The sequence below is a fragment of the Streptococcus parasanguinis genome (assembly GCF_047463195.1).
Lineage (GTDB): Bacteria > Bacillota > Bacilli > Lactobacillales > Streptococcaceae > Streptococcus > Streptococcus parasanguinis_R.
In genome coordinates, this window is the sequence record NZ_JASHEI010000008.1 from 15,979 (window position 1) to 40,371 (window position 24,393).

A 24,393-nucleotide genomic window follows, 5' to 3' on the forward strand; every position below is an offset into this window, starting at 1 on the left:
TCCCCTTTGAAATCTTTTATACTGAATAGGAAAGAATCGATACGTGTGAGGAAAATAAATGACCTATTCAAAAGAAATTGTGCGAGAATGGTTGGATCAAGTGGCTGAGCGAGCTAAGGAGTACCCGGAGTGGGTGGATGTCTTTGAACGTTGTTATACAGACACTTTGGACAACACAGTTGAAATTTTAGAAGATGGTTCAACCTTTGTGTTAACAGGGGACATCCCAGCTATGTGGCTGCGTGACTCAACGGCTCAATTGAGACCCTATCTTCATGTGGCAAAAAGAGACCCTCGTTTGCGCCAGACCATTGCTGGTTTGGTCAAACGCCAGATGACCTTGATCCTCAAGGATCCCTATGCTAACTCTTTTAATATTGAGGAGAACTGGAAAGGCCACCACGAGACCGACCACACCGATTTGAATGGCTGGATTTGGGAGCGCAAGTATGAAGTGGATTCGCTTTGCTATCCCTTGCAATTGGCTTATCTCCTGTGGAAGGAAACAGGTGAGACTAGCCAATTTGATGAGACTTTTGTTACAGCGACCAAGGAAATCCTTCATCTTTGGACAGTGGAACAAGACCACAAGAATTCCCCTTATCGCTTTGTTCGGGATACAGATCGTAAGGAAGACACGCTGGTGAATGATGGCTTTGGGCCAGATTTCGCTGTGACAGGGATGACCTGGTCAGCCTTTCGTCCAAGTGATGACTGCTGTCAGTATAGTTACTTGATTCCGTCCAATATGTTTGCAGTGGTTGTCTTGGGTTATGTGCAAGAAATCTTCGCAACATTGAATCTAGCCGATAGCGAGAGCATCATTGCAGATGCCAAACGCCTGCAGGCGGAGATTCAAGAAGGGATCGAAAACTACGCCTACACCACTAACAGCAAGGGTGAGAAAATCTATGCCTTTGAGGTAGACGGTTTGGGAAATGCTAGCATCATGGATGATCCGAACGTACCAAGCTTGTTGGCGGCTCCTTATCTTGGTTATTGTGCGATCGAAGATGAAGTCTACCAAGCCACTCGTCGGACGATTTTGAGCCCTGAAAATCCTTACTTCTATGAAGGGAAGTATGCTAGTGGGCTCGGAAGTTCTCATACCTTTTATCGCTATATCTGGCCGATTGCTTTATCCATTCAAGGATTGACAACAAATGATAAAGCTGAGAAAAAACATTTGCTGGACCAGTTGGTTGCCTGCGATGGAGGCACGGGCGTCATGCACGAAAGTTTCCATGTAGATGATCCAACCAAATACTCGCGTGAATGGTTCTCTTGGGCCAACATGATGTTCTGTGAATTGGTCTTGGATTACTTGGATATTCGCTAATGAGCTGTCGCTTAACAGATTCTGGGAAAGAATCAAAAATATATTTTTAAATTTAAGTTAGAATGAGGTTTTACTCATGGAAAATGTTGTTGTACATATCATCTCTCACAGCCACTGGGATCGTGAGTGGTATTTACCTTTTGAAAGTCACCGCATGCAATTGGTGGAACTCTTTGACAATCTCTTTGATCTTTTTGAAAATGACCCTGAATTCAAAAGTTTCCACTTGGATGGACAAACCATTGTCCTTGACGACTATTTAGAAATTCGCCCTGAAAACCGTGACAAGGTGCAGCGCTATATCGACGAGGGCAAGCTCAAGATTGGTCCCTTCTATATTTTGCAGGATGATTACCTGATCTCTAGTGAAGCCAATGTCCGCAATACCTTGATTGGACAGGCTGAATGCGCTAAATGGGGCAAATCTACTCAGATTGGTTATTTCCCAGATACCTTTGGAAATATGGGGCAAGCCCCTCAAATCCTTCAAAAATCAGGGATTCACGTAGCAGCCTTTGGTCGTGGTGTTAAACCAATCGGATTTGATAACCAAGTCCTCGAAGATGAGCAATTCACCTCTCAATTTTCTGAAATGTACTGGCAAGGGGCGGATGGTAGCCGTGTGCTAGGTATTCTCTTTGCCAACTGGTACAGTAATGGGAACGAAATTCCAGTGGATAAAGATGAAGCTTTGGCTTTTTGGAAACAAAAATTGGCAGATGTTCGTGACTATGCCTCCACCAACCAATGGTTGATGATGAACGGCTGCGACCACCAACCAGTTCAACGAAACTTGAGTGAAGCAATTCGCGTGGCTAACGAACTATTTCCTGACGTGACCTTTATCCATAGCTCTTTTGATGAATATGTGCAAGCAGTGGAAAGTGCGCTTCCTGAGCAATTATCAACAGTTACAGGAGAATTGACCAGTCAGGAAACCGATGGTTGGTACACACTGGCAAATACGTCTTCCTCTCGGATTTATCTCAAGCAAGCCTTCCAAGAAAACAGCAACTTGCTCGAGCAAGTGGTGGAACCTTTGACCATCATTACTGGTGGGCACAACCACAAGGATCAATTGACCTATGCCTGGAAGACACTCTTACAAAATGCGCCACACGATAGTATTTGTGGATGTAGCGTAGATGATGTTCACCGTGAAATGGAAGTTCGTTTTGCCAAGGTCAACCAAGTTGGAAACTTCGTCAAGACCAACCTTCTGAACGAATGGAAGGGTAAGCTAGCAACTCAAAAAGCCCAGAGTGAGCACCTCTTTACGGTCATCAATACTGGCTTGCATAATAAGGTGGATACCGTCAGCACGATTGTCGATGTAGCAGTTTGTCCGTTTAAGGAATTGCATCCGACAGAAGGCTTCAAGAAAATGGCCGCTTTGACCTTGCCAGACTACCACGTAGAAGATTTAGATGGGCATCTTGTAGAAGCAGAGATTGAGGACTTGGGAGCAAGCTTTGGCTATACCCTGCCTAAGGATAAATTCCGTCAACCTTATATCGCGCGTCAAGTGCGCGTGACGGTTCCGGTTCACCTAGCGCCTCTTTCTTGGACCACCTTCCAGCTCTTGGAAGGCAAAGCACCTCATCATGATGGTCTTTTCCAAAATGGGGTGATTGATACGCCATTTGTAACCCTTAGTATCGATGATGGCTTGACCCTCTATGATAAAACGACCAATGAGGCTTATGAGGATTTCCTTCGTTTTGAAGATCGTGGTGATATCGGTAATGAATATATCTACTTCCAACCAAAAGGAACCGAGCCGATCTATGCGGAGTTAACAGCTTATGAGGTCTTGGAAAACAATGCTCGCTATGCCAAAATCTTGCTCAAGCATGACTTGACGATCCCGGTTAGCGCGGATGAACAATTGGATGCGGAGCAAAGAGGCATTATCGAGTTTATGAACCGCAAGGCAAGTCGCTCAGAAGAGATGACAACCATCCCTCTTGAAACGGAGATGACCATCTTTGTGGATGACCCGCAAATTCGCTTCAAGACACGCTTTACCAATACTGCTAAGGATCACCGCATTCGTCTCTTGGTCAAAACTCATAACACTCGTCCAAGCAATGACTCGGAAAGCATTTATGAGGTGGTCACACGGCCAAATAAACCGGCTGCTTCTTGGGAAAATCCTGAAAATCCTCAACACCAGCAAGCTTTCGTCAGCTTGTATGATGACGTCAAAGGGGTAACAGTGGCCAATAAAGGATTGCATGAATACGAAATCCTTGGAGACGATATGATAGCTGTAACACTTCTCCGTGCTTCCGGTGAACTTGGTGACTGGGGCTATTTCCCAACACCAGAAGCACAATGCTTACGGGACTTTGAGGTTGAATATGCAGTAGAATGCCATCAAGCTCAGGGACGCTTCTCTGCTTATCGCCGAGCTAAAGCTTTGCAGACACCGATGACCAGCCTTCAAGTTGAAAAACAAGAAGGAAGTGTAGCAGCATCTGGTAGCTTACTCAAGCATACAGCCTTGACACATCCTCAGGTTTGTCCAACAGCCTTTAAGGTAGCAGAAAATGAAGAAGGTTACATCCTTCGCTATTACAATATGAGCCAAGAAAATGTGCGCGTGTCAGAAGGACAACAAACGGTTGTCGATCTTCTTGAACAACCGTATCCGGTCCATACAGGTTTATTGGCACCGCAAGAAATCCGGACAGAATGGATTAAAAAAGAAGAAGTCTAGCTGGTTGCAGCTGAAGAAACAATAAAAGGAAAGGAGGAGCGAAAAAGTAAGAACCAACTGCTGACTCGCTCCTTTTTACAGGTAAAAGCAATGACCATTGCAACGATTGATATCGGAGGGACTGGGATTAAGTTTGCTAGTCTCACTCCGGATGGAAAGATTTTAGATAAGGCCAGCACCCCAACGCCAAAAACTCTAGAAGATTTGTTGGCTTGGTTGGACCAGCGATTGTCAGAACGTGACTACCGTGGGATTGCTATGAGTGTGCCAGGGGCTGTTAACCAAGAAACAGGGGTAATTGAAGGGATCAGTGCCATTCCTTACATCCATGGTTTTTCATGGTATGAGGCCCTTTCTCATCACAAGCTACCTGTCCATCTAGAAAATGATGCCAACTGTGTTGGACTGAGTGAATTGCTGGCGCATCCTGAGATTGAAAATGCAGCCTGTGTCGTGATTGGTACAGGGATCGGTGGCGCCATGATCATCAATGGCAAGCTTCACCGTGGTCGTCATGGCTTGGGCGGTGAGTTTGGCTACATGACAACCATCGAACCTGCAGAAAAGCTCAATAACTGGTCACAACTAGCATCAACAGGAAATATGGTGCGCTATGTCATTGAAAAATCTGGTCAGTCTGACTGGGATGGCCGTAAGGTGTACCAAGAGGCGGCAGCAGGCAATGCCCTTTGCCAAGAAGCTATTGAGCGGATGAATCGCAACCTAGCCCAAGGACTGCTCAATATCCAGTATCTCATCGACCCAGATGTCATTAGCCTGGGTGGCTCTATTAGTCAGAATCCAGATTTTATCAGAGGGGTTCAAAAAGCAGTAGATACTTTTGTGGACAGATATGAAGAATATACAATTGCTCCAGTGATTCAAGCTTGCACCTATCAGGCAGATGCCAATCTCTACGGTGCCCTTGTCAACTGGTTACAGGAGGAAAACCAATGGTAACTTTTACCGGAATCAGCAGTAAACAAGCGCAAGCTTTAGAGTTGCTCCAAAATCACATTTCTCTACCAGATGTAGAAGTGGCGGTTGGTCAGTCTGACCATGCTTCTATCTCTATCAAGGGTGAGAGTGGACAGTATCAATTGACCTACCGCAAACCGCATCAACTTTACCGCGCCTTATCCGTTCTAGCAACAGCTTTAGCAGAAGGGGACAAGGTAGAGATTGAAGAACAAGCGGCTTACGAAGATTTGGCCTATATGGCGGACTGTTCGCGCAACGCCGTGATCAATGTCGCATCTGCCAAACAGATGATTGAAGTCTTGGCTCTCATGGGTTATTCAACCTTTGAGCTCTACATGGAAGACACCTATCAGATTGAGGGGCAACCTTATTTTGGTTATTTCCGTGGAGCATACTCAGCTGAAGAGTTACAGGAAATTGAAGCCTATGCCCAGCGGTTTGACATGACCTTTGTCCCATGCATCCAAACCTTGGCCCACTTGTCAGCCTTTGTCAAATGGGGTGTCAAAGAAGTGCAGGAACTCCGCGATGTAGAGGACATTCTCCTTATCGGTGAAGAAAAAGTTTATGACCTGATTGATGGCATGTTTGCGACGCTATCTAAACTACAAACGCGCAAGGTCAATATCGGGATGGACGAAGCCCACCTGGTTGGTTTGGGTCGTTATCTTATCTTGAACGGTATTGTGGACCGGAGTCTCCTTATGTGCCAACACTTGGAGCGCGTGCTGGATATTGCAGATAAGTATGGTTTCCACTGCCAGATGTGGAGCGATATGTTCTTCAAGCTTATGTCAGCAGATGGCCAGTACGATCGTGAGGTGGACATTCCAGAAGAAACACGAGTTTATCTAGACCGTCTCAAAGACCGTGTGACCTTGGTTTACTGGGATTATTATCAGGATAGCGAGGAAAAATACAATCGTAACTTCCGTAATCACCACAAGATTAGCCAAGATATCGCCTTTGCTGGTGGGGCTTGGAAGTGGATTGGCTTCACACCCCACAACCATTTCAGTCGTCTCATCGCTCTTGAAGCCAATAAAGCTTGCCGTGCCAACCAGATCAAGGAAGTCATTGTGACGGGCTGGGGGGACAATGGTGGTGAAACAGCCCAGTTCTCGATCCTACCGAGCTTACAAATCTGGGCGGAGCTCAGCTATCGCAATAATTTAGAGTGTCTATCTGCTCACTTTAAGACTAATACTGGTCTATCCGTTGAGGACTTTATGCAGCTGGATCTGGCCAACCTCTTGCCAGACCTACCAGACAATCTCAGTGGCATTAACCCCAATCGCTATGTCTTTTATCAGGATGTTCTCTGCCCAATTCTTGACAAACACATGACACCTGAACAGGATAAGCCACACTTTGCCCAAGCAGCTGAGACTCTTGCTGCTATCAAAGAAAAAGCAGGCATCTACGCCTATCTCTTTGAAACCCAGGCTCAGTTGAATGCCATTTTAAGTAGTAAAGTGGATGTAGGTCGACGCATCCGTGAGGCCTATCACGCAGGTGATAAAGAGAGCTTGCAACAAATTGCTCGGGAAGAATTACCAAAACTCAGAAGCCAGATTGAACACTTACATGCTCTCTTTAGCCACCAATGGTTGAAAGAAAACAAGGTCTTTGGTTTGGATACCGTAGATATTCGTATGGGTGGACTCTTGCAGCGGATCAAGCGAGCTGAAAGCCGTATTGAAAACTACCTAGCAGGCGAAATCCCTCGTATCGATGAACTAGAAGTAGAGATCTTGCCATTCAACGATTTCTACGGGGATCAGGACTTCGCAGCCACAACGGCTAACCAGTGGCATACTATTGCGACGGCTTCAACCATTTATACAACGTAAAAAATGCCAAGTTGGATGACAGAAGTCTCATCCACAGTGGCTAGGAGTAGAAGAGGAGCTGTCTTTACGACCACCCTTTTCTACTCTTTTTTAAAGCTATGTCATAAATTTGTAGAATTTTTTCTATAATTAGGAGTTTGAAAATGTAAATGGGCTATCTTATAATAGGTGATGTAAACGCTACCAAAGCAAATAAACACGCTCAAGGCTCAAAGGGGGGGAGTTAAATGAAAAAGTTTGTAAGGACTCTGAGAGAAAATTTCATTTTTCTTTTAATGGTCTTACCTGGTGCAGCGTGGTTAATCTTATTCTTCTATATTCCGGTTTTTGGGAATATCGTAGCATTTAAGGACTATCATATTACGGGAGAGGGCTTCATTGACAGTGTCATGAAGAGTAAGTGGGTTGGCTTTGACAATTTCAAGTTCCTCTTTAGTTCCAAAGATGCCTACATTATTACAAGAAACACGGTATTGTACAACTTAGGATTCATCTTCTTAGGATTGATTGTTTCCGTTGGGATCGCCATCATCTTTAGTGAGTTGAGATCAAAAAGAGTGGTCAAGGTGCTTCAAACCTCCATGCTCTTCCCATACTTCCTATCATGGGTTATCATCAGCTTCTTCACCGATGCCTTCCTTAACGTGGACAAAGGATTGGTCAACCACATCTTAACTTCATTTGGTATGAAAGCCATCAATTTCTACTCGGAATTGTGGATCTGGCCAGCGCTTCTCCTCTTCTTAGGAATCTGGAAAGGCTTTGGTTATAGTAGTGTCATGTACTATGCAACCATCATGGGAATTGACCCAACTTACTATGAAGCAGCGACTGTGGATGGTGCGTCTAAGTGGCAACGCATTCGCAACATCACCATTCCTCAGTTGTCTTCCTTGATTACGGTTTTGACTATTCTTGCAGTCGGAAATATCTTCCGCGCAGATTTCGGTCTTTTCTACCAAATCCCGCATAATGCTGGAGCGCTCTATAGTGTGACCAACGTTATTGATGTTTATGTCTACAACGGTTTGACCAAGTCAGGGGATATCGGGATGACAGCAGCAGCCGGTCTTTACCAATCGGTAGTCGGTTTGGTTCTTGTTTTAATCTCAAATATCATTGCCCGTCGCATTGATAAGAATGCCGCTCTCTTCTAGAAAGGAGGATCGTATGAAAAAATCAACCATTCAAAAAGAAAAAATTGATAATGTCGGGATCCATTCTTTCAGTAAGAAGAGCAACTTCTTCTTTACCTTGTTGTTGACCTTGGTCGGCTTGACCTGTGTGCTTCCCTTCATCTTCGTTGTCATGATCTCTTTGACAGACGAACAAAGTTTGGCAGTCCATGGTTTCCAATTCTGGCCAGCAAAATTTGGATTTGATGGTTACCTCTTCTTGGTACAGTTCAAAGACAAAATCTTGCAAGCCCTCTTCATTACCTTGTTTGTGACCATTGTGGGAACAGCATGTAATGTCTTTATCACCACAACTTATGCTTACGCAATCTCACGGAGTACCTTTAAATACCGCAAGTTCTTTACCGTATTTTCACTCCTTAGTATGCTCTTTAGTGCAGGGTTGGTTCCAAGCTACATTGTGACCACTCAACTCTTGCAGTTAGGTGATACCATCGGGGCTTTGATTATCCCAATGTTGCTCAGTCCATTTAACATCATATTGATGCGGACCTTCTTTAAACGGACCATTCCAGAAGCTATCCTTGAATCCGCTCGGATCGATGGGGCAAGTGAAACACGGATCTTCTTCCAAATCTGCTTGCCATTGTCTCTACCAGGGATTGCGACCATCAGTTTGTTCACCGCTTTAGGGTTCTGGAATGACTGGTTCAATGCCCTCCTCTATATTAAGAGTGACAACCTTTACCCATTGCAATACCTCTTGATGCAAATCCAAAACAATATGGATTACATCGCTAAAAATGTCGGGGTATCCGGCCAATTGGCAGGAGCTGTACAATCCATCCCACGGGAAACAGGACGTATGGCCATGGTGGTTGTGGCAACAGTGCCAATCGCCATTCTCTATCCATTCTTCCAACGCTACTTTGTAAAAGGCTTGACCATCGGTGGTGTGAAAGAATAACATCGTTCATTGAAAATCAACAGGATTTTCAACTCATAACTTAGTCTAAAAAGAAAATAACATAAAGGAGATTTTTCTTATGAAAAATTGGAAAAAATATGCGTTAGCATCTGCTAGTGTCATCGCTCTTGGAGCTACTCTTGCTGCTTGTGGAAGCCTTACAGGTAACAACAAGAAATCTGCAACAACTGAAGACGGTAAACCAATCATCAAGATGTACCAAATCGGTGATAAACCAGATAACTTGGATGTTCTTCTTAAAAATGCCAACAAGATCATTGAAAAGAAAGTTGGCGCAAAATTGGATATCCAATATCTTGGTTGGGGTGACTACGCACAAAAAATGAACGTTATCATCTCATCTGGTGAAAACTATGATATTGCCTTTGCTAATAACTATGTCATTAACGCTCAAAAAGGTGCTTATGCTGACTTGACAGAATTGTACAAGAAAGAAGGGAAAGACCTTTACAAAGCACTTGACCCAGCTTATATCAAAGGGAACACTGTAAATGGCAAGATCTATGCTGTTCCAGTAGCAGCTAACGTTGCATCTTCTCAAAACTTTGCTTTCAACGGACCACTTCTTGAAAAATATGGTATCGACGTTTCAAACGTGAAAGACTATGCTTCTCTTGAACCAGTCTTGAAAGCCATCAAAGAAAAAGATCCAAACGTTGTTCCATTTGCAATGAACAAGAGCTACGGTGGACCTTCAGATGACTTCGACTACGTAGCTGTTGATGGACTTCCATTCGTGGTTGACTTGAAAGGTGACACTACGAAGATCGTTGACCGTTACACCATTCCTCGTTATGTAGAAAACTTGAAGACTCTTCACAAATATTACGAAGCAGGATACATTCCAAAAGACGTAGCAACAAGCGATACTGGTTATGACCTTTCTCAAGATACTTGGTTGGTTCGTGAAGAAACAGTAGGACCAGCTGACTACGGCAATAGCTTGCTTTCTCGTGTAGCAAACCGTAAGATCGACATCAAACCATTTACTGAACTTTACAAGAAGAACAATACTACTCAAGTAGCTAACTTTGTTATCTCAAACAACTCTAAGAACAAAGAAAAAGCAATGGAAGTATTGAACCTCTTGAATACAAACCCAGAACTCTTGAACGGTCTTGTTTACGGACCAGAAGGCAAGAACTGGGAAAAAGTTGAAGGTAAAGAAAACCGTGTCAAAGTCTTGGATGGCTACAACGGAAACACTCACATGTCTGGATGGAACACTGGTAACAACTGGATCCTTTACATCAACGAAAACGTAACAGATGAACAAATTGCACAATCTAAGAAAGACTTGGAAACTGCAAAAGAATCTCCAGCACTTGGTTTCATCTTTAACACAGATAAAGTGAAATCAGAAATCACTGCTCTTACAAATACTTTGAACCAATTCGCAGGTGCGATCAATACTGGTACTGTGGATCCTGAAGTAGAAGTTCCTAAGATGCTTGAAAAATTGAAATCAGAAGGTGCTTACCAAAAAGTGCTTGACGAAATGCAAAAACAATACGACGAATTCCTTGCTTCTAAAAAATAAGAAACAGGTCGTGTGAAAAGGCTTTGGGGCTGTCTCCAAGGCCTTTTTAAGTTTTTATGAAAATGAATCCTGGAAATGAAAATCAATATTTCAATTCACTAATGCAAATATGAGGAAAGCGTTTTATTTTTATGATATAATAGAATAACTAATTGGGAAAGAGGCTGAATGATGGGAAAAATCATCGAGTTCATTTTTACGAGAGTCTATGTTGCTATGCTGGTAACAGGGATTTTTTGGGTCTTGACGATCTGTGGGGGTGTTCTGCTAGGAGTAGGACCGGCTAGTGCCACTATCATGAGCCTCTATGCGGAAAATGGCATGACCTACAAGGACTATCATTGGTCACGCGCTTGGGAACTCTTCAAAGAAAATCTACGCCCGGCTAATCAAGTCTTTTACACCTTCTTTGCCATTGAAGGGGTTCTCCTTTATGGCATGTACCTCATGATCCAGATCCCTCACTTGAATTTCTTCCAAATTTTGGTTCTCTTGTTTAATCTGGTTTTCCTCTTGGTTGCGCCTCTAGCTTACGCCGTTTATTTGAAATTGCAAGTTCATTTCGATCTCTCTTATGCCAACAGTATCAAGCTCAGTTTGATCGGAATGTTGCTGGACATTCGTCCGGTTTTGAAGCTCATCCTTGGAACCGCGCTACTTGGCGTCATTAGCTATTATATGCCAGCACTTCTCTTTTTCGTCTTGATCGGCGTCTGGCATTTCTTTGTCAATGATATCTTTGACCCTGTTTATCAAAACATCCACGAAAAATTGGTATCCTAACGATGAAAAAAATCTGGTTAAGTACGCTTTTAAAATTCTACGCCTATGTCATGGTGGTCATTTTGACCATTATGGGTCTCGTCGTAGCGGGGATCTCTTGGAAAAACCAGCAAGCTGAAGCCGACCGGATCGCCCAACGGGTCTTGACCGAAGTGGTGACGGATCTCGAGACTTCTTATCAACGGGTCACACAAGAAGGCCGTAGCCTCGTTGAAAACCCTGCAAAATTAGAAGGAGTTTATCGCTATTTTACCTTGTCACCATCGGAGTATGAGACTTGGAGATTGAATGCCCAATTCCCTTCCTATATCCAATTGTCCCTACATAAGAATATTGACAGCCTCTATTTGAGCAATAAAAACATCGAGGGTATCGATGTCACCTTGTCTGATTACAAGACGGTATTTGTCTCTACCCGGCAATCACAGGGAGGCAAGCAAGTCTCAGCGGACCATTACAAGGCTCCTGCGACAGCCATTCCGGTTCCTTTGACAGATCCGACTACGGGTGCTGGAGTTGGGATCGCTTATATGACACTGGACCAAGAAATTTTAACGGCAGCGATTGATAATGCCAGAGGCGATCTTCCAGTCGCTGTGCAAATCTTCACTCCCTTTGGGAAAGAGATGTACCATGAAGGGGATAAGGGGCAATCAAAAGATGTTAAATGGCAAACCCGTAGCACGATTTATGGCTACAAGGTGGATGTAGCTGTCTCTGAAAGTTATCTGGTCAAAAAGGGTCTAGCTAATCTGACCACTTTTCTCTCCATTGCTTTCCTGATTTTCTTGATCCTTTACTTGTTATTACGGCAGATTTTCAAAAATTACCGGCGTCAAGTCCTCGATTTGGTCGATACCATGAATTTGATCAGTCAAGGTGAGAGTGAACGACGGATCGATACCTCGACCAAGGACCAAGAACTGCTGGTTATTGGTAATATGATTAATACCATGTTAGACAATATGGATAAGAATATTCGGGATATCTACCAGCTGCAGCTCAGCCAAAAAGATGCCAATATGCGGGCCCTACAAGCCCAGATCAATCCCCACTTCATGTACAATACACTGGAATTTATCCGGATGTATGCCGTCATGCAAGAGCAGGATGAATTGGGTGATATTATCTATGAGTTTAGTAGTCTCTTGCGCAACAATATCTCAGATGAGCGAGTGACGACAGTTGAAAATGAGCTCGAATTTTGCCGCAAATACAGCTACCTCTGTATGGTGCGTTATCCAAAATCGATTGCCTATGGCTTTAAGATCGATCCAGGCTTGGAAAAGATGAAAATTCCAAAATTCACCATCCAGCCTTTGGTCGAGAACTATTTTGCCCATGGAGTGGATCACAAACGCAAGGACAATGTGATTAGTGTCAAAGTCTTGCAAGGAGAAGGGCAAGTCATGATCCTGATCAGTGATAATGGGCGCGGGATGGAAGAAGAACAGTTAGAAAAAATTCAAGAGATACTAGCCAATCGCAATCCACGCTCAGAAATCGAAGAAAAGAGTGGCCGGCAGTCCATCGGAATTGTCAATGTCCATGAACGCATGTTGCTCTATTTTGGAGATCGCTACCATATCCAAGTCTTCTCCCAACCTCACCATGGAGTGACCTATACGATAACCATTCAAGATGAATAAAGGAGACAGAATGTACAAAGTCTTATTAGTAGACGATGAGTATATGATTACAGAAGGGTTAAAAAAATTAATCCCCTTTGACCACTGGAATATGGAAGTGGTCGCAACTGCAGAAGATGCCGACCAGGCCCTTGATTATGTGCGAGAACATCCGGTGGATGTGGTGATCACGGATGTCAATATGCCTGGAAAGACCGGACTTCAGATGATTGCAGAGATGAAGGATTTGATGCCAGATGCTGCTTTTATCATTATGTCAGGCTATCAGGATTTTGAATATGTCAAGACAGCTCTCAATTTGCGTGTGGCAGACTACCTGCTTAAACCTGTCAATAAGGTGGAGATGGGCAATATTCTAGAAAAAATTCAGCACCAAATCCAGCAACCAAGCCAAGAGTTGGCCAACCGCTTGATTCACGATGATATCTCTGAGGAAGAGTTTTGTCGGTATATCGCAGGACGAAATTCATTGTGGATTGGGGTTGCTAAGGAGAAAAAAGGCTTTATCAGCTCATCTTACCAAGTTCTCGAGCAAAATCTTCAACTCTTTATCTCAGATCAAGAAGAAGAAGCTATGATTGAGAAGGCCTTTGAGCCTCCTTATAAAGAGCACTTTCGTCAATTTAAGGACCTAGTGGAGCGGAGTCTCTTTTATGGAGCGACCCCTCTCAATCAAGACGAAGAGGTCTTCCATTACTACGAGCCAGCCTACCGGGTGATCATGCAAGGAAATATCCAACAGATCTTAGAAGAACTGGATTGGTTGGAAAAAATGATCCTTGAGAAGACACCCAAGGTTTCGCTGACCAAGCAACTCTTTATCCAATTTTTGATGGATGTCTTTCATTTGTTTGAATACCTGCAAGGAGATGATTTGGCCGATGTGGTCAAGAAAGTCCAAGAAGCTGCTACCTTTAGCGAGATGATTAGCTTCATCCAGGAAGAGTTGTCCCGTTTCTTATCCCACTATCGGATGAACGAAAATGTAGCGAGTGTCCTCCAAGTGATTAGCCGTGATTACCAAAAAGAGCTGTCACTCAAGGACATTAGTCAGGCTCTCTTTATTAATCCAGTTTATTTAGGCCAATTGATTAAACGAGAAACCAATGCAACGTTCGCAGAACTCCTCAATAAACAGCGGATTAAGGCTGCCCAGCAGCTCCTCTTATCGACCAATGACAGCATTGAAGATATCTGCTATAAAGTCGGTTACAGTAATGTAGGCTATTTCTACAAGGTTTTCCGTAAACTCTGTGGAAAATCGCCTAAAACCTATCGCTTACAAGTTATGACAGAGCAAGCAGAAGATGAGTAAAAGGCTGAGACGATTTGTCTCAGCCTTTTGATTGAAGACAACGTCTTCTTAGAAACTTTCCTTAGGTGAGTACATAACAGAAGGTCAGAGACTATGAAGCTAACTTTTGAGTATTTTTTTATTTGACAAATATAAGTAGACAGTGTATACTTTATAAAAAGTAGACGACGTATACTTTGATAAGAAAAGGTGGTCAAATGAAACGGAATACGGAAGAACTGAAAGAAAAGTTAATTTCGGTCGGCATTGAAGAAATCAGAACTAACGGGATTGACCGGATGTCTATGCGTACAATAGCTCAAAAATGTGGGGTGACTCATGGAGCTCCCTATAAGCATTTTGGAAGTAAAGATAGATATATTCAAGTTGTTATGGAACACTTATCAATGTTCTTTTTGAAAAATATGATACTTGGAATTGATACTTCCATAGATGCAAGAACTCAACTAACTCTGATGGGCTGTAACTTTGTAAGGTTTGCCCAAGAGGAAACCTATCTATTTGAAGCATTATTTATCAAATTTCCATATAACTATATGGAGTTATCCCAGGAAACTATTTCAGTCAACTCCTCTTTACCAGGATTTGAACATTTTAAGTCGGTAGCGTTAAGACTTAAAAATGAGGAAAATCTTTCTAGTGGTGACGCAGAAATTTTGATCCATTTTTGGAGTTTTATTGCTGGTTTGGCTCTATTGGTAAGGAGTCCTGTTGGAGAAAGCTTTAAAGAAAATGATGTTCAAAAGACCGTCAGAACGATGCTTGATATTTATATAAAAGGAGACAGCTGATGAATGTTTTAATAATCTATTCACATCCGAATGAAACAAGTTATAATGCATCAATCCTACAAACTGTGCAAAAACATTTAGCACCATATCATAGAGTTAAAATAGTAGACTTATATAAAGAAAACTTTGATCCGGTTTTACGTTTTGATGAAAGGCATAAAAGGAGAGATTTACAGCATAATGAAGACATGAAACCGTATAGAGATTTATTGAGTTGGGCGGATCAGTTGATTTTTATTTTCCCTACTTGGTGGAGTGGAATGCCAGCTATTTTAAAAGGTTTTATTGATCGTGTTTTTGTTGCAGGTTTTGCTTATCAGAATGGACCTCGAGGTCCGGTGGGGCAACTAGATGGAAAAGCGTGGATCATTACGACGCATAATACGCCAAAAATTTTTCTTCCTTTTTCTCAAGACTACGCAAAGGTTCTAAAATCCCAAATCTTGAAACCCTGTGGTATTAAACCGGTTAAAGTGACACAAGTTACACGAGTGGAATATATGAGTGATCGTCAACGGAAAGAAGAACTCGAAAAAATCGCACAAATAGCAAAAAGAATTTAAAAAGTGCTTTACAAGTCATGACAGAGCATGCAGAAGATGAGTAAAAGGCTGAGACGATTTGTCTCAGCCTTTTTACTTTTCATTTTACGTTCTTTGTATCTTGATTTTCCCAACCAATATTTGGGCCTCAATGGTGATTTCTGTGAGTTGGGTCCAGTCGATTTTTTCTTGGTCTACGTGAAATAGAAGAGGGGTCATGGCGAGGAGCGCCTGGCGTTCTTCAGGAGTTAAACTCTTGGTGAGGCTGACCGTTTCGGATGAGAGGATCTGGCAGTGGTCTTCAAAATGCTCCAAAATTTCCTGGTTGGAGTAAGATTGCTTGGTCAATTGATCTTGGGCCAACTGACGAATTTCTTTTAGATGAGAAGAGGTTGGGACGACCTTAATGATCACCCCTTCTGTCTTTAAGACACGTTCAAATTCAGCGTAATTAGCCGGGGAGAAGATGTCCAAAATGACCTCCATACTCTTAGATTGAATGGGTAAATGAGCCAAATCTCCTACAAACCAATTGACCTTCCAGCTAGCATCACTCTTGGCAGCTAGTTGTACGGATTCCTTTGAAAGATCAAATGCATAGAAAGTAGCCTTGGGATAGGCTTCTTGTAGCTTTCGGGAGTAATAACCTTCTCCGCAACCGATATCTAGAATTCTGGCATCACTGGTCGGAATTTTTTGTCCGATCGCTGTTAGAATCGGCTCATAAAACCCTGCTTCTAAGATCAGCTGGCGATTCTGAAAATTTTCTTTGTCATAGTCCTTTGATTGCTTGATCTGGGGAGCCAGGTTGACATAGCCAAATTTCGCCAAATCAAAAGAATGGCCCTTGGGACATTTAAAACTGGTCCCCACAAGTTCTAGGTCCAATTGACAGATGGGACAGGCAAAGGCAGTGGCTGTTTGAAATCGTTGTAATTTTGGTTTGATCGGTGTATTCATATTAGTAGTGTAACAAAAGAGCCTCTAGATAGCAACCGATGCTGTAATGGGACTAAGTCACACTTTTTTAACGGTTCTACGCGGTATTGAATGGACCTTGAGTCTCTTTATTTAATTTCCTCATTTTCGTCCAATGGATCGCTGAGGAGGGTTTTCAATTCTAGACAATACTTACTTGCTTCAAATTCAATGATCTCATATTGAGCAATCTCATTTTGATAGAATGGATCGTGTGCAATGATTTCTTGGACAGCATCTTTATTTTTTGCTCTCATGAGAATGATACCGCCAGTTCTTGGATTTTTTCTTCCAGATGCGATAAAAAGACCTTTTGTATAATACTGATTTAAAAAATCTATGTGTTTTTCTAAGTGTTTTTCAACTTCATCAAGGGGCTTGATATAGGTAAGGTTTACAATAAACATAAGTGACTCCTTTAAAATAAATGATAAATAGATTATAATACTTTACAAACTACCTGAATAGTAGGCACATTTTTGTAAGGAGAAAAAATGTTAACAAATAAAAATTGGAACTGTAGTATGTCTCGAGTCTTAGATGTGGTTGGTGGGAAATGGAGGATGAATATATTATGGGTTATAAACAAGCATAAGAGAGTTCGTTTCAATCAATTGAGAAGAGAAGTTGAAGGGATAACAACTATCAGTTTGACACGTGGCTTAGACGTTTTAATAGAGAACCAATTGGTTGAGAAATATGATTTTGAAACGATGCCACTCCATACAGAATATGAGCTGACAGAAAAAGGCAAATCACTGATGCCGATTTTAAAGGACTTGAATCAATGGGGAAAAGAATGGTTGCAATGAATTTTTCCCTCATTTTAATCTCTTCTATCTCGCCACTCATCTCTTCATTTTAACCACTTATCCCCAAAAGCCGTTTTTTAAACGGCTTTTTTGCTAGACTGGTTCTATCAAAAGGAGAGAGAACATGATATTACAAGCTAAAAACATCAGTAAACGATATGGAAATCATTTAGCCGTAAACAATATTCATTTACAGTTTGAAAAGGGAACCTTTAATGCGATTCTAGGACCAAATGGGGCGGGGAAATCAACAACGATTTCCATGTTGATTGGTTTGAAACAACCAACGCAAGGTGAAATCATCTATGAACCAGGTACGAAAATTGGTGTGGTCTTCCAGACTAGTGTCTTAGATGAGATGCTAACGGTTAGGGAAAATCTGACCATTCGTGCGAAACAGTATAAAGGCTTAAAACCTGATCGTGTGTCTGATCTTATTGATCGGCTAGGCCTATCAGCTTTCCAAAAGCAGAAATACGGGACGCTTTCAGGTGGTCAAAAGCGTCGGGTTGACATTGCGCGTGCTCTACTACACAGTCCAGACCTTTTGTTCTTAGATGAGCCAACGACAGGTTTAGACATTCAAACCCGGAAGTCCATTTGGGATTTGCTCTATCAATTGCAGAGAGAAGAGGGAATGACCGTTGTATTGACCACGCATTATCTTGACGAAGCAGATGAAGCTGATCAAATTTATATTGTAGACCATGGGGAAGTGATTGCTCAAGGATCGGCACTAGATATTAAGAGCCAGTATGCAAAAAATATCTTGAAGATTCGTTTCAAGGAGATGCAGCAGATAGAAAGTCTCAAATCTTCGGGAATGTCAGTAGAGCAACAAAGTCAATTGGAGTATATTTTTCAACCCAAGAGTGAAAGGGAAGCCATTGATTATCTGGCGCAAGTTAGAGATAATCTAGCCCATTTTGAGTTTCGTCCAGGGACCATGGATGATGCCTTTATTGCACTTACAGGAAGGGAGGTCCGCTAATGCTAGCCGTACTAAAGCGAAATTTTTTATTGTATTTTAGGAATCGTTCAGGAGTTTTCTTCTCCCTGTTGGGAGCCTTGATTTCCTTTGTTCTCTATATTATTTTTCTTCAAAAAAATCTGACAGATGCTTGGGCTCAGCTCCCAAATAGTGGTCCTGTGTTAAATAATTGGTTAATGAGTGGGACGCTGGCTGTGACAGGGATTACGACAAGTCTGGCTGCCCTGACTCAGTTAGTAAAGGACCGTGAACATCAAGTAGATCAGGATCTTTATTTATCGGATCAAGGAAAGTGGCGGTTACCATTTTCGTATCTAACGAGCGCAATCATCATCTCTTTTTTCATGCAAGTCCTTATGTATGTGCTGATGTGTGGCTATTTTAGAGAAGCTCCAGCACTATCTTTATTACCTGAAGTACTCCTCATCATGCTGTTTAGTAGCCTGCTTTCTAGTTTAGTGAATGCCATTTTTGTTTATTTTTTCCAATCCGTAGACAGTCTTGGAAAGTTTGCGACCATAGTGGGTACAGCTTCCGGTTTTTTGGTAGGGACTTATGTACCTTTAGGTGTTCTACCTGATTTTGCACAACTACTAATGAAATGTACTCCAGCAACTTATATTGCTGCACTTTATCGACAAGTACTCATGAAAGAAGCAGTGAGCGAAACCTTTAAGGGGCGAGATGATCTTCTTCGAGATTTTCAAGAAAAAATGGGCGTTCAGCTCAAATGGCAAGCTTTATTGACAAAGGAACAAACATACCTTATAGTGTTAGGAGGTATTCTTCTAGCTTTGGGGATTTGGATTTCCTTGGCAAAAAGATCGAGTAAAAGAAAGTAAGTGAGAATTGGAGTAGGAATGAAGATTCGTTTTGAGGAAAAACAGGATATCGCAGAAAGCAACCCCTGTGTGGTCATTCAAGCCAAGCAATTATCTGATCAAGCACGAGAGGTGATGGACTATCTCGAACAATTTTCGACAGTGAATCAAGTAGTGATTCCTATCAAAACAGATGATCATTTGATTATGGTGAAAATTGATGACATTATTCTAGCCGAGATTGATAAGAATCAGCTAACCATTTATACGACAGACAAAACGTTCACCGTCAGAGATACTTTGACAAATTTTCAACATCGGATTAATCGTCGTAATTTTTTACAGATATCACGCCACGCGGTGATGAATATCGACCATTTAGAATCGCTATCGGATAGTTTTTCAGGCAATATGATGGCTAAACTGACACGCGGAGTGAAATCAAGTGTCAGTCGGAAATATGTCAAATCCTTGATGGATTATTTAGGGGTATAGGAGAAAGTGATGAAACGAGTTATAGCTTATTTTGTATCTGGTATGAGGACAGGATCCTTCTTTTATTTGTGTTTGGTGTTATTATCCCATATCTATCCCAACATCGTCTATCCCGCTGTGAATGTACGCAACATCCTAGCGATCTTTTTAATGAGTGGAACAATGGGAGTTTTGACGTTCATTCTTGAGGAAGAAGAGTTTTTGACCTATAGTTTGCGTGTGGTCCTGCATTTAGTTGTGACAGCTACCATCTTAGCATTGACCTACTTATTTTTTGGCTGGGGGGCAGCCTTACGGAGCCCGATTCCTTGGTTGATCTTTCTAGCCATTTACGGCCTGATCTGGCTTTACCAGATTTGGCAACTCCATAAAAAAACTCAACGAATCAACCAAGCATTGTTGTATCGCAGAAAAGGGAAATAGTCCCAGAAAAAAGTGTATAAGAAAACCACGAAGTTTCGTATTAACTTCGTGGTTTTACTTTCTTAATAAGTCAAAACAAAGTATTTTTTCTTACCGCGGCGGATAACGGTCAATTCATTTTCTAATTTATCGCTATCGCTCAAGACATAGTCAAGGTCTTGAATGCGTTCGCCGTTGACGTAGATAGCTCCGTTTTGAACATCTTCGCGGGCTTGGCGTTTAGAATTTACCACACCAGCTGTGACCAAGAGTTCAACAATGTTGAGGTTGTCTTCTGCTTGGACCTGGTAGTTTGGCACACCACGAAGGCCTTGTTTGAGTTCTTTTACAGAAAGGTTTTTGATGTTTCCTGCAAAGAGTTGTTCGGTGATGTTGAGGGCTTCCTTGTAGGCTTCTTCGCCGTGGACGAGGGTAACCACTTCACGCGCCAAGATCTTTTGAGCCAAGCGTTCATGAGGAGCGGCCTCAAACTGTTTGCGGATCTCTTCAATCTCATCAAGTGACAAGAAAGTGAAGATCTTCAAGAAACGCACAGCATCCGCATCCATCACATTCATCCAGAATTGATACATTTCGTATGGAGATGTTTTGTCTGCATTGAGCCAGACCGCATTACCTTCTGATTTACCGAATTTCTTACCAGTTGCATCTGTGATCAAAGGCACAGTCATAACATGACCAGTTTTATCTGCTTTACGACGCATCAACTCAGTACCGGCTGTCATGTTTCCCCATTGGTCAGATCCACCGATTTGAAGGGTTACATTGTGTTCTTGGTTGAGGACGTAGAAGTCATAGCCTTGCATGATTTGGTAGGCAAACTCTGTGTAAGAAATCCCTGTTTCAATCCGTTTTTTAACAGATTCTTTACTCATCATAGCATTGACCGTAAAGTATTTTCCGACATCACGAAGGAAGTCAATAAAGCTAATGCTTCCAAACCAATCGTAGTTGTTGACCATTTCGGCTTTATTGTCACCATTTTCAAAATCGAGGAAACGAGACAATTGCCCTTGAATGGAGCGAACCCATTCTTGTACAGTTTCTTTTGTTTGGAGACTACGTTCAGCATCTTTGAAGGACGGATCACCAATGAGACCAGTCGCACCGCCAACGAGCGCATAAGGTTTGTGGCCTGCTAGTTGAAGGCGACGGCTCGTCAAGATGGCAACCAAGTGACCAAGGTGAAGGCTGTCAGCAGTTGGATCATAACCAGTATAATAAGAAACCTGACCTTCTTCCAGTGCTTTGCGTAAGGCTTCTTCATCCGTCGTTTGAAATACCAAACCACGCTCTTTTAGCTCATCAAAAATGTGCATGTGTCTTTTCTCCTTTATAAGTTTATTCATTTCTCTATTCTACCATAAACCAGGGAAATGGCAATGGTTTCCATCATTTTCTTGTCCTTACCCAGGAAGAATGAGTGACGATTTCTACGCTCTTGTGATTGAAAACAAAGGGCCTAATCTGCTATAATATAGGGAACAAGGAGAAAGAATCAGTGAATCAATTAAAAGAGAAGCTGCAAGAGTTTTGGAAGAAAGTCCAAAAATTCTTTGCAAAGATGTATACAGAAACTCCGAATAAGGAAAAAAATGAGGAAAGTAGCTGGTCTGTCGGCGATATTTTTGCGACATTTTTGAGGACCCTCAAACTCTTGTGGGATGTCATGATCGCCCTGTTCGTGTGCCTCTTTTTATTTGGTGCAGGGATCGGGATTGGTTATGCGGCGAGCCTCTTTAGCAATGTCAAGGTTCCAAAGACAGAAGAATTGGTCCAGCAGGTCCGCAACGTCAGCAGTGTTTCAAAACTGACTTATTCCGATAAGAGCTTGATTGCAGAAGTGGACAGTGATTTGATCCGCACACCAGTAACAGGAGACGCCATTTCAGACAATGTCAAGAAGGCTGTGATCGCTACTGAGGATGAGAATTTTGAAAGCCACAAGGGGGTTGTGCCTAAAGCCGTTCTTCGGGCAACACTCGGATCTGTAGCCGGTGTGGGCTCCTCTAGTGGGGGATCAACCCTGACCCAGCAGTTGATCAAACAGCAAGTCGTGGGAGACGCTCCAACCTTTACTCGTAAGGCGACAGAGATTGTCGATGCCCTGGCTTTAGAGCGGGGAATGGATAAAAATGAAATCCTAACCACCTACTTAAATGTTTCGCCTTTTGGACGAAACAATCGGGGACAAAATATTGCGGGTGTGGAAGCTGCAGCTCAAGGGATCTTTGGCGTCTCTGCCAAAGACTTGTCTGTTCCACAAGCGGCCTTTATCGCTGGCTTGCCACAGAGTCCGATTGTCTACTCTCCTTATGCTGCAGACGGTAGCCTAAAGAGTAAGGAGAACCTCGAGTTAGGTCTGGCCCGTGCCAAAGACGTTTTGTTCAATATGTACCGGACGGGAGCCTTGTCGAAAAAAGACTACGAGACCTATGCTCAGTACGACTTGACCAAAGACTTCATGGCTCCAGATGGTATCGAGAAAACACCGCATGACTACCTCTACTTCCAAGCCATGGAAGAAGCAAAAGAAGCCATGTATGATTACTTGATCAAGCGAGACAATGTCACCAAGCAAGACTTGAAAAATAATGAAACCGTCAAGGCTTACCAAGAATTAGCTGAGAGCGAGTTGCGCGAAGGTGGCTACACCATTCAAACCACGATTAACAAACCAGTTCACAATGCGATGCAGGCCGCGGTAGCGAATTTTGGAAGCGTCTTGGATGATGGGACGGGTCTTGTAGAAGTTGGGAATGTCCTTATGGACAACCGAACGGGTGCCGTTTTAGGATTTATCGGTGGACGGAATTTTGACGGCAACCAAAACAACCATGCCTTTGATACAGAGCGTTCCCCAGGGTCTACAATCAAACCACTGTTGGCCTATGGGATTGCCATCGACCAAGGCTTGATGGGAAGCAATAGCATCCTTTCTAACTACCCGACTAATTTCTCAAGTGGGGAGCCGATCATGCACGTGGATAGCCGAGGGACAGCCATGATGGATCTCCGTGAGGCCCTCAATACCTCATGGAATATTCCAGCTTACTGGACTTACCGGACTCTTCGTGAAAAAGGTGTGGATGTCCCATCCTACATGAAGAAAATGGGCTATGATATCCCTGAATATGGCATTGAGAGTCTGCCGATGGGGGGAGGAATTGAGGTCACTGTTGCCCAACATACCAATGGTTTCCAAACCATTGCTAACAATGGGAACTACCTCAAACGCTACATGGTAGAGCAAATCATTGATCGAGATGGAGATGTGGTATACAAGCACGAGGCAGATCCTGTTCGTGTTTACTCTCCAGCAACGGCAACGATTATGCAGGATCTCTTGCGCGGGGTTATTACGTCTGGTGCAACAACGACCTTTAAGTCACGGATTAGCCAAGTCAACCCAACGCTGGCAGGTGCAGACTGGATTGGAAAAACCGGTACCACTAACTCAAATGGAGATATGTGGTTGATGCTGTCCACCCCTAATGTTTCTTTAGGAGGTTGGATCGGTCATGACAACAATGCTTCCATGCAGACCTTGACTGGATACAACAACAATGCCCAATACATGGCGCAGTTGGCGAATGCAATCTACCAAGCAGATCCAAGTCTCTTTGGGATTCAGGATAAATTCACTCTCGATAAGAGTGTGATCCGCTCTGAAGTGCTCAAATCGACTGGTGAAAGACCGGGCCGCGTCAATGTCAATGGTCGGGATATCGATGTGAGCGGTCAAATGGTGACGAGCCTTTGGGCCAAAAACGGAGCGCCAACCACTCAATACCGCTTTGCCATCGGGGGATCGGATAGCGATTATCAAAGTGCTTGGGCAGCCATTCTCGGTAATACCAGTGGCAATCAGTCGAATAATAAGAACAATTCGACAACCAATAGTTCGTCAAGCAATAGTTCAAATCGAAATAGTTCCAATCGCGGCAATCGACGCTAGTCTGATCCAGTAGAAAACCTAGAGAAAGCCTTGATTTTTGGAGCAAAAAACGATATAATAGTGATAACTAATTTGTCGTGTGCTTTATTTGAAATATTGTCCAAATAAGAGCTTACAGCAGTTAAATCTTACTTGAATAAGTCGATTTAGCTGCTCTTTTTGTGCCTATTTTTCAGAAAAATCCTAGTTTGTTACACAAATTTAATTTTTCTAAAAATTACAAAAAGCGACGAATGAGGTGAAGAGATAGCTCTTCACGTGATGCAAATCACACAA

General features: G+C 42.7%; 21 protein-coding genes. 18 read left to right on the plus strand and 3 right to left on the minus strand.

What is annotated here, in order from left to right; genetic code table 11:
- The first annotated feature begins 58 nt into the window (after positions 1 to 58).
- The 12 genes from QM870_RS07760 to QM870_RS07815 all read left to right on the plus strand — a co-directional run bounded on the left by QM870_RS07760 (position 59) and on the right by QM870_RS07815 (position 15,660).
- Entirely contained in the window at positions 59 to 1,339 is a 1,281-nt protein-coding gene (locus QM870_RS07760) for a glycoside hydrolase family 125 protein (protein WP_023919687.1), read from the plus strand.
- Positions 1,340 to 1,415: 76 nt separating this feature from the next.
- A complete protein-coding gene (locus QM870_RS07765; protein ID WP_023919685.1) occupies positions 1,416 to 4,061 on the plus strand; it encodes an alpha-mannosidase in 2,646 nt (881 codons plus the stop codon).
- Between the two features lie 90 nt (positions 4,062 to 4,151).
- A complete protein-coding gene (locus QM870_RS07770; RefSeq protein WP_023919683.1) occupies positions 4,152 to 5,021 on the plus strand; it encodes an ROK family protein in 870 nt (289 codons plus the stop codon).
- The gene (locus QM870_RS07775; RefSeq protein ID WP_269795854.1) at positions 5,015 to 6,895 is read left to right on the plus strand and encodes a beta-N-acetylhexosaminidase; all 1,881 of its coding nucleotides are present in this window, start codon (positions 5,015 to 5,017) and stop codon (positions 6,893 to 6,895) included. The genes QM870_RS07770 and QM870_RS07775 overlap by 7 nt, the downstream gene beginning before the upstream one ends.
- Before the next feature lie 227 nt (positions 6,896 to 7,122).
- On the plus strand, positions 7,123 to 8,052 hold the full coding sequence (locus tag QM870_RS07780) for an ABC transporter permease (RefSeq protein WP_003009701.1): 930 nt from the start codon (positions 7,123 to 7,125) through the stop codon (positions 8,050 to 8,052).
- A gap of 13 nt (positions 8,053 to 8,065) precedes the next feature.
- Entirely contained in the window at positions 8,066 to 8,998 is a 933-nt protein-coding gene (locus QM870_RS07785; RefSeq protein ID WP_003004100.1) for a carbohydrate ABC transporter permease, read from the plus strand.
- A gap of 79 nt (positions 8,999 to 9,077) precedes the next feature.
- Positions 9,078 to 10,559: an ABC transporter substrate-binding protein gene (locus QM870_RS07790; protein ID WP_024055443.1), complete on the plus strand. Its 1,482-nt coding sequence runs from the start codon at positions 9,078 to 9,080 to the stop codon at positions 10,557 to 10,559.
- 171 nt (positions 10,560 to 10,730) lie between these two features.
- On the plus strand, positions 10,731 to 11,342 hold the full coding sequence (locus tag QM870_RS07795) for a YesL family protein (RefSeq protein WP_023919676.1): 612 nt from the start codon (positions 10,731 to 10,733) through the stop codon (positions 11,340 to 11,342).
- A gap of 2 nt (positions 11,343 to 11,344) precedes the next feature.
- Positions 11,345 to 12,991: a sensor histidine kinase gene (locus tag QM870_RS07800; protein WP_414369256.1), complete on the plus strand. Its 1,647-nt coding sequence runs from the start codon at positions 11,345 to 11,347 to the stop codon at positions 12,989 to 12,991.
- A gap of 10 nt (positions 12,992 to 13,001) precedes the next feature.
- Complete coding sequence (locus tag QM870_RS07805) at positions 13,002 to 14,306, plus strand: response regulator transcription factor (protein ID WP_414325137.1); 1,305 nt, start codon at positions 13,002 to 13,004, stop codon at positions 14,304 to 14,306.
- A gap of 197 nt (positions 14,307 to 14,503) precedes the next feature.
- A complete protein-coding gene (locus QM870_RS07810; RefSeq protein WP_414369257.1) occupies positions 14,504 to 15,097 on the plus strand; it encodes a TetR/AcrR family transcriptional regulator in 594 nt (197 codons plus the stop codon).
- Positions 15,097 to 15,660 carry an NAD(P)H-dependent oxidoreductase gene (locus tag QM870_RS07815; protein ID WP_155168041.1) on the plus strand — a complete coding sequence of 188 codons (564 nt, stop codon included), beginning with the start codon at positions 15,097 to 15,099 and terminating at the stop codon, positions 15,658 to 15,660. Before QM870_RS07810 ends, QM870_RS07815 begins: the two co-directional genes overlap by 1 nt.
- A gap of 84 nt (positions 15,661 to 15,744) precedes the next feature.
- On the opposite strand, the gene QM870_RS07820 is transcribed toward QM870_RS07815, so the two are convergent.
- On the minus strand, positions 15,745 to 16,599 hold the full coding sequence (locus QM870_RS07820) for a putative RNA methyltransferase (RefSeq protein ID WP_155199245.1): 855 nt from the start codon (positions 16,597 to 16,599) through the stop codon (positions 15,745 to 15,747).
- A 107-nt stretch (positions 16,600 to 16,706) separates the two neighbouring features.
- Positions 16,707 to 17,024: a YciI family protein gene (locus QM870_RS07825; protein WP_150905134.1), complete on the minus strand. Its 318-nt coding sequence runs from the start codon at positions 17,022 to 17,024 to the stop codon at positions 16,707 to 16,709.
- 87 nt (positions 17,025 to 17,111) lie between these two features.
- Here QM870_RS07825 and QM870_RS07830 point away from each other — a divergent pair, with 87 nt between their 5' ends.
- The 5 genes from QM870_RS07830 (at position 17,112) to QM870_RS07850 (ending at position 20,159) form a co-directional block, all read left to right on the plus strand.
- Positions 17,112 to 17,429, plus strand: a complete 318-nt coding sequence (locus QM870_RS07830; protein ID WP_150905136.1) for a winged helix-turn-helix transcriptional regulator — start codon at positions 17,112 to 17,114, stop codon at positions 17,427 to 17,429.
- A 124-nt stretch (positions 17,430 to 17,553) separates the two neighbouring features.
- Positions 17,554 to 18,420, plus strand: a complete 867-nt coding sequence (locus QM870_RS07835; protein WP_201088996.1) for an ABC transporter ATP-binding protein — start codon at positions 17,554 to 17,556, stop codon at positions 18,418 to 18,420.
- Positions 18,420 to 19,262: an ABC transporter permease gene (locus QM870_RS07840; RefSeq protein WP_150905138.1), complete on the plus strand. Its 843-nt coding sequence runs from the start codon at positions 18,420 to 18,422 to the stop codon at positions 19,260 to 19,262. The genes QM870_RS07835 and QM870_RS07840 overlap by 1 nt, the downstream gene beginning before the upstream one ends.
- Positions 19,263 to 19,280: 18 nt before the next feature.
- Positions 19,281 to 19,736 carry a LytTR family DNA-binding domain-containing protein gene (locus QM870_RS07845; protein WP_049523750.1) on the plus strand — a complete coding sequence of 152 codons (456 nt, stop codon included), beginning with the start codon at positions 19,281 to 19,283 and terminating at the stop codon, positions 19,734 to 19,736.
- Between the two features lie 9 nt (positions 19,737 to 19,745).
- Positions 19,746 to 20,159, plus strand: a complete 414-nt coding sequence (locus QM870_RS07850) for a DUF3021 domain-containing protein (RefSeq protein ID WP_049472884.1) — start codon at positions 19,746 to 19,748, stop codon at positions 20,157 to 20,159.
- Positions 20,160 to 20,221: 62 nt separating this feature from the next.
- Here QM870_RS07850 and tyrS read toward each other — a convergent pair whose 3' ends face one another.
- Entirely contained in the window at positions 20,222 to 21,478 is a 1,257-nt protein-coding gene (tyrS, locus tag QM870_RS07855) for a tyrosine--tRNA ligase (protein WP_003004779.1), read from the minus strand.
- Positions 21,479 to 21,660: 182 nt separating this feature from the next.
- Here tyrS and pbp1b point away from each other — a divergent pair, with 182 nt between their 5' ends.
- Entirely contained in the window at positions 21,661 to 24,117 is a 2,457-nt protein-coding gene (gene pbp1b, locus QM870_RS07860) for a penicillin-binding protein PBP1B (RefSeq protein WP_414369258.1), read from the plus strand.
- The last annotated feature ends 276 nt before the right edge of the window (positions 24,118 to 24,393 follow it).

Coding starts and splice junctions, on each gene's coding strand:
- QM870_RS07760 (WP_023919687.1), top strand. CDS start 59: ATGACCTATTCAAAAGAAATTGTGCGAGAATGGTTGGATCAAGTGGCT.
- QM870_RS07765 (WP_023919685.1), top strand. CDS start 1,416: ATGGAAAATGTTGTTGTACATATCATCTCTCACAGCCACTGGGATCGT.
- QM870_RS07770 (WP_023919683.1), top strand. CDS start 4,152: ATGACCATTGCAACGATTGATATCGGAGGGACTGGGATTAAGTTTGCT.
- QM870_RS07775 (WP_269795854.1), top strand. CDS start 5,015: ATGGTAACTTTTACCGGAATCAGCAGTAAACAAGCGCAAGCTTTAGAG.
- QM870_RS07780 (WP_003009701.1), top strand. CDS start 7,123: ATGAAAAAGTTTGTAAGGACTCTGAGAGAAAATTTCATTTTTCTTTTA.
- QM870_RS07785 (WP_003004100.1), top strand. CDS start 8,066: ATGAAAAAATCAACCATTCAAAAAGAAAAAATTGATAATGTCGGGATC.
- QM870_RS07790 (WP_024055443.1), top strand. CDS start 9,078: ATGAAAAATTGGAAAAAATATGCGTTAGCATCTGCTAGTGTCATCGCT.
- QM870_RS07795 (WP_023919676.1), top strand. CDS start 10,731: ATGGGAAAAATCATCGAGTTCATTTTTACGAGAGTCTATGTTGCTATG.
- QM870_RS07800 (WP_414369256.1), top strand. CDS start 11,345: ATGAAAAAAATCTGGTTAAGTACGCTTTTAAAATTCTACGCCTATGTC.
- QM870_RS07805 (WP_414325137.1), top strand. CDS start 13,002: ATGTACAAAGTCTTATTAGTAGACGATGAGTATATGATTACAGAAGGG.
- QM870_RS07810 (WP_414369257.1), top strand. CDS start 14,504: ATGAAACGGAATACGGAAGAACTGAAAGAAAAGTTAATTTCGGTCGGC.
- QM870_RS07815 (WP_155168041.1), top strand. CDS start 15,097: ATGAATGTTTTAATAATCTATTCACATCCGAATGAAACAAGTTATAAT.
- QM870_RS07820 (WP_155199245.1), bottom strand. CDS start 16,599: ATGAATACACCGATCAAACCAAAATTACAACGATTTCAAACAGCCACT.
- QM870_RS07825 (WP_150905134.1), bottom strand. CDS start 17,024: ATGTTTATTGTAAACCTTACCTATATCAAGCCCCTTGATGAAGTTGAA.
- QM870_RS07830 (WP_150905136.1), top strand. CDS start 17,112: ATGTTAACAAATAAAAATTGGAACTGTAGTATGTCTCGAGTCTTAGAT.
- QM870_RS07835 (WP_201088996.1), top strand. CDS start 17,554: ATGATATTACAAGCTAAAAACATCAGTAAACGATATGGAAATCATTTA.
- QM870_RS07840 (WP_150905138.1), top strand. CDS start 18,420: ATGCTAGCCGTACTAAAGCGAAATTTTTTATTGTATTTTAGGAATCGT.
- QM870_RS07845 (WP_049523750.1), top strand. CDS start 19,281: ATGAAGATTCGTTTTGAGGAAAAACAGGATATCGCAGAAAGCAACCCC.
- QM870_RS07850 (WP_049472884.1), top strand. CDS start 19,746: ATGAAACGAGTTATAGCTTATTTTGTATCTGGTATGAGGACAGGATCC.
- tyrS (WP_003004779.1), bottom strand. CDS start 21,478: ATGCACATTTTTGATGAGCTAAAAGAGCGTGGTTTGGTATTTCAAACG.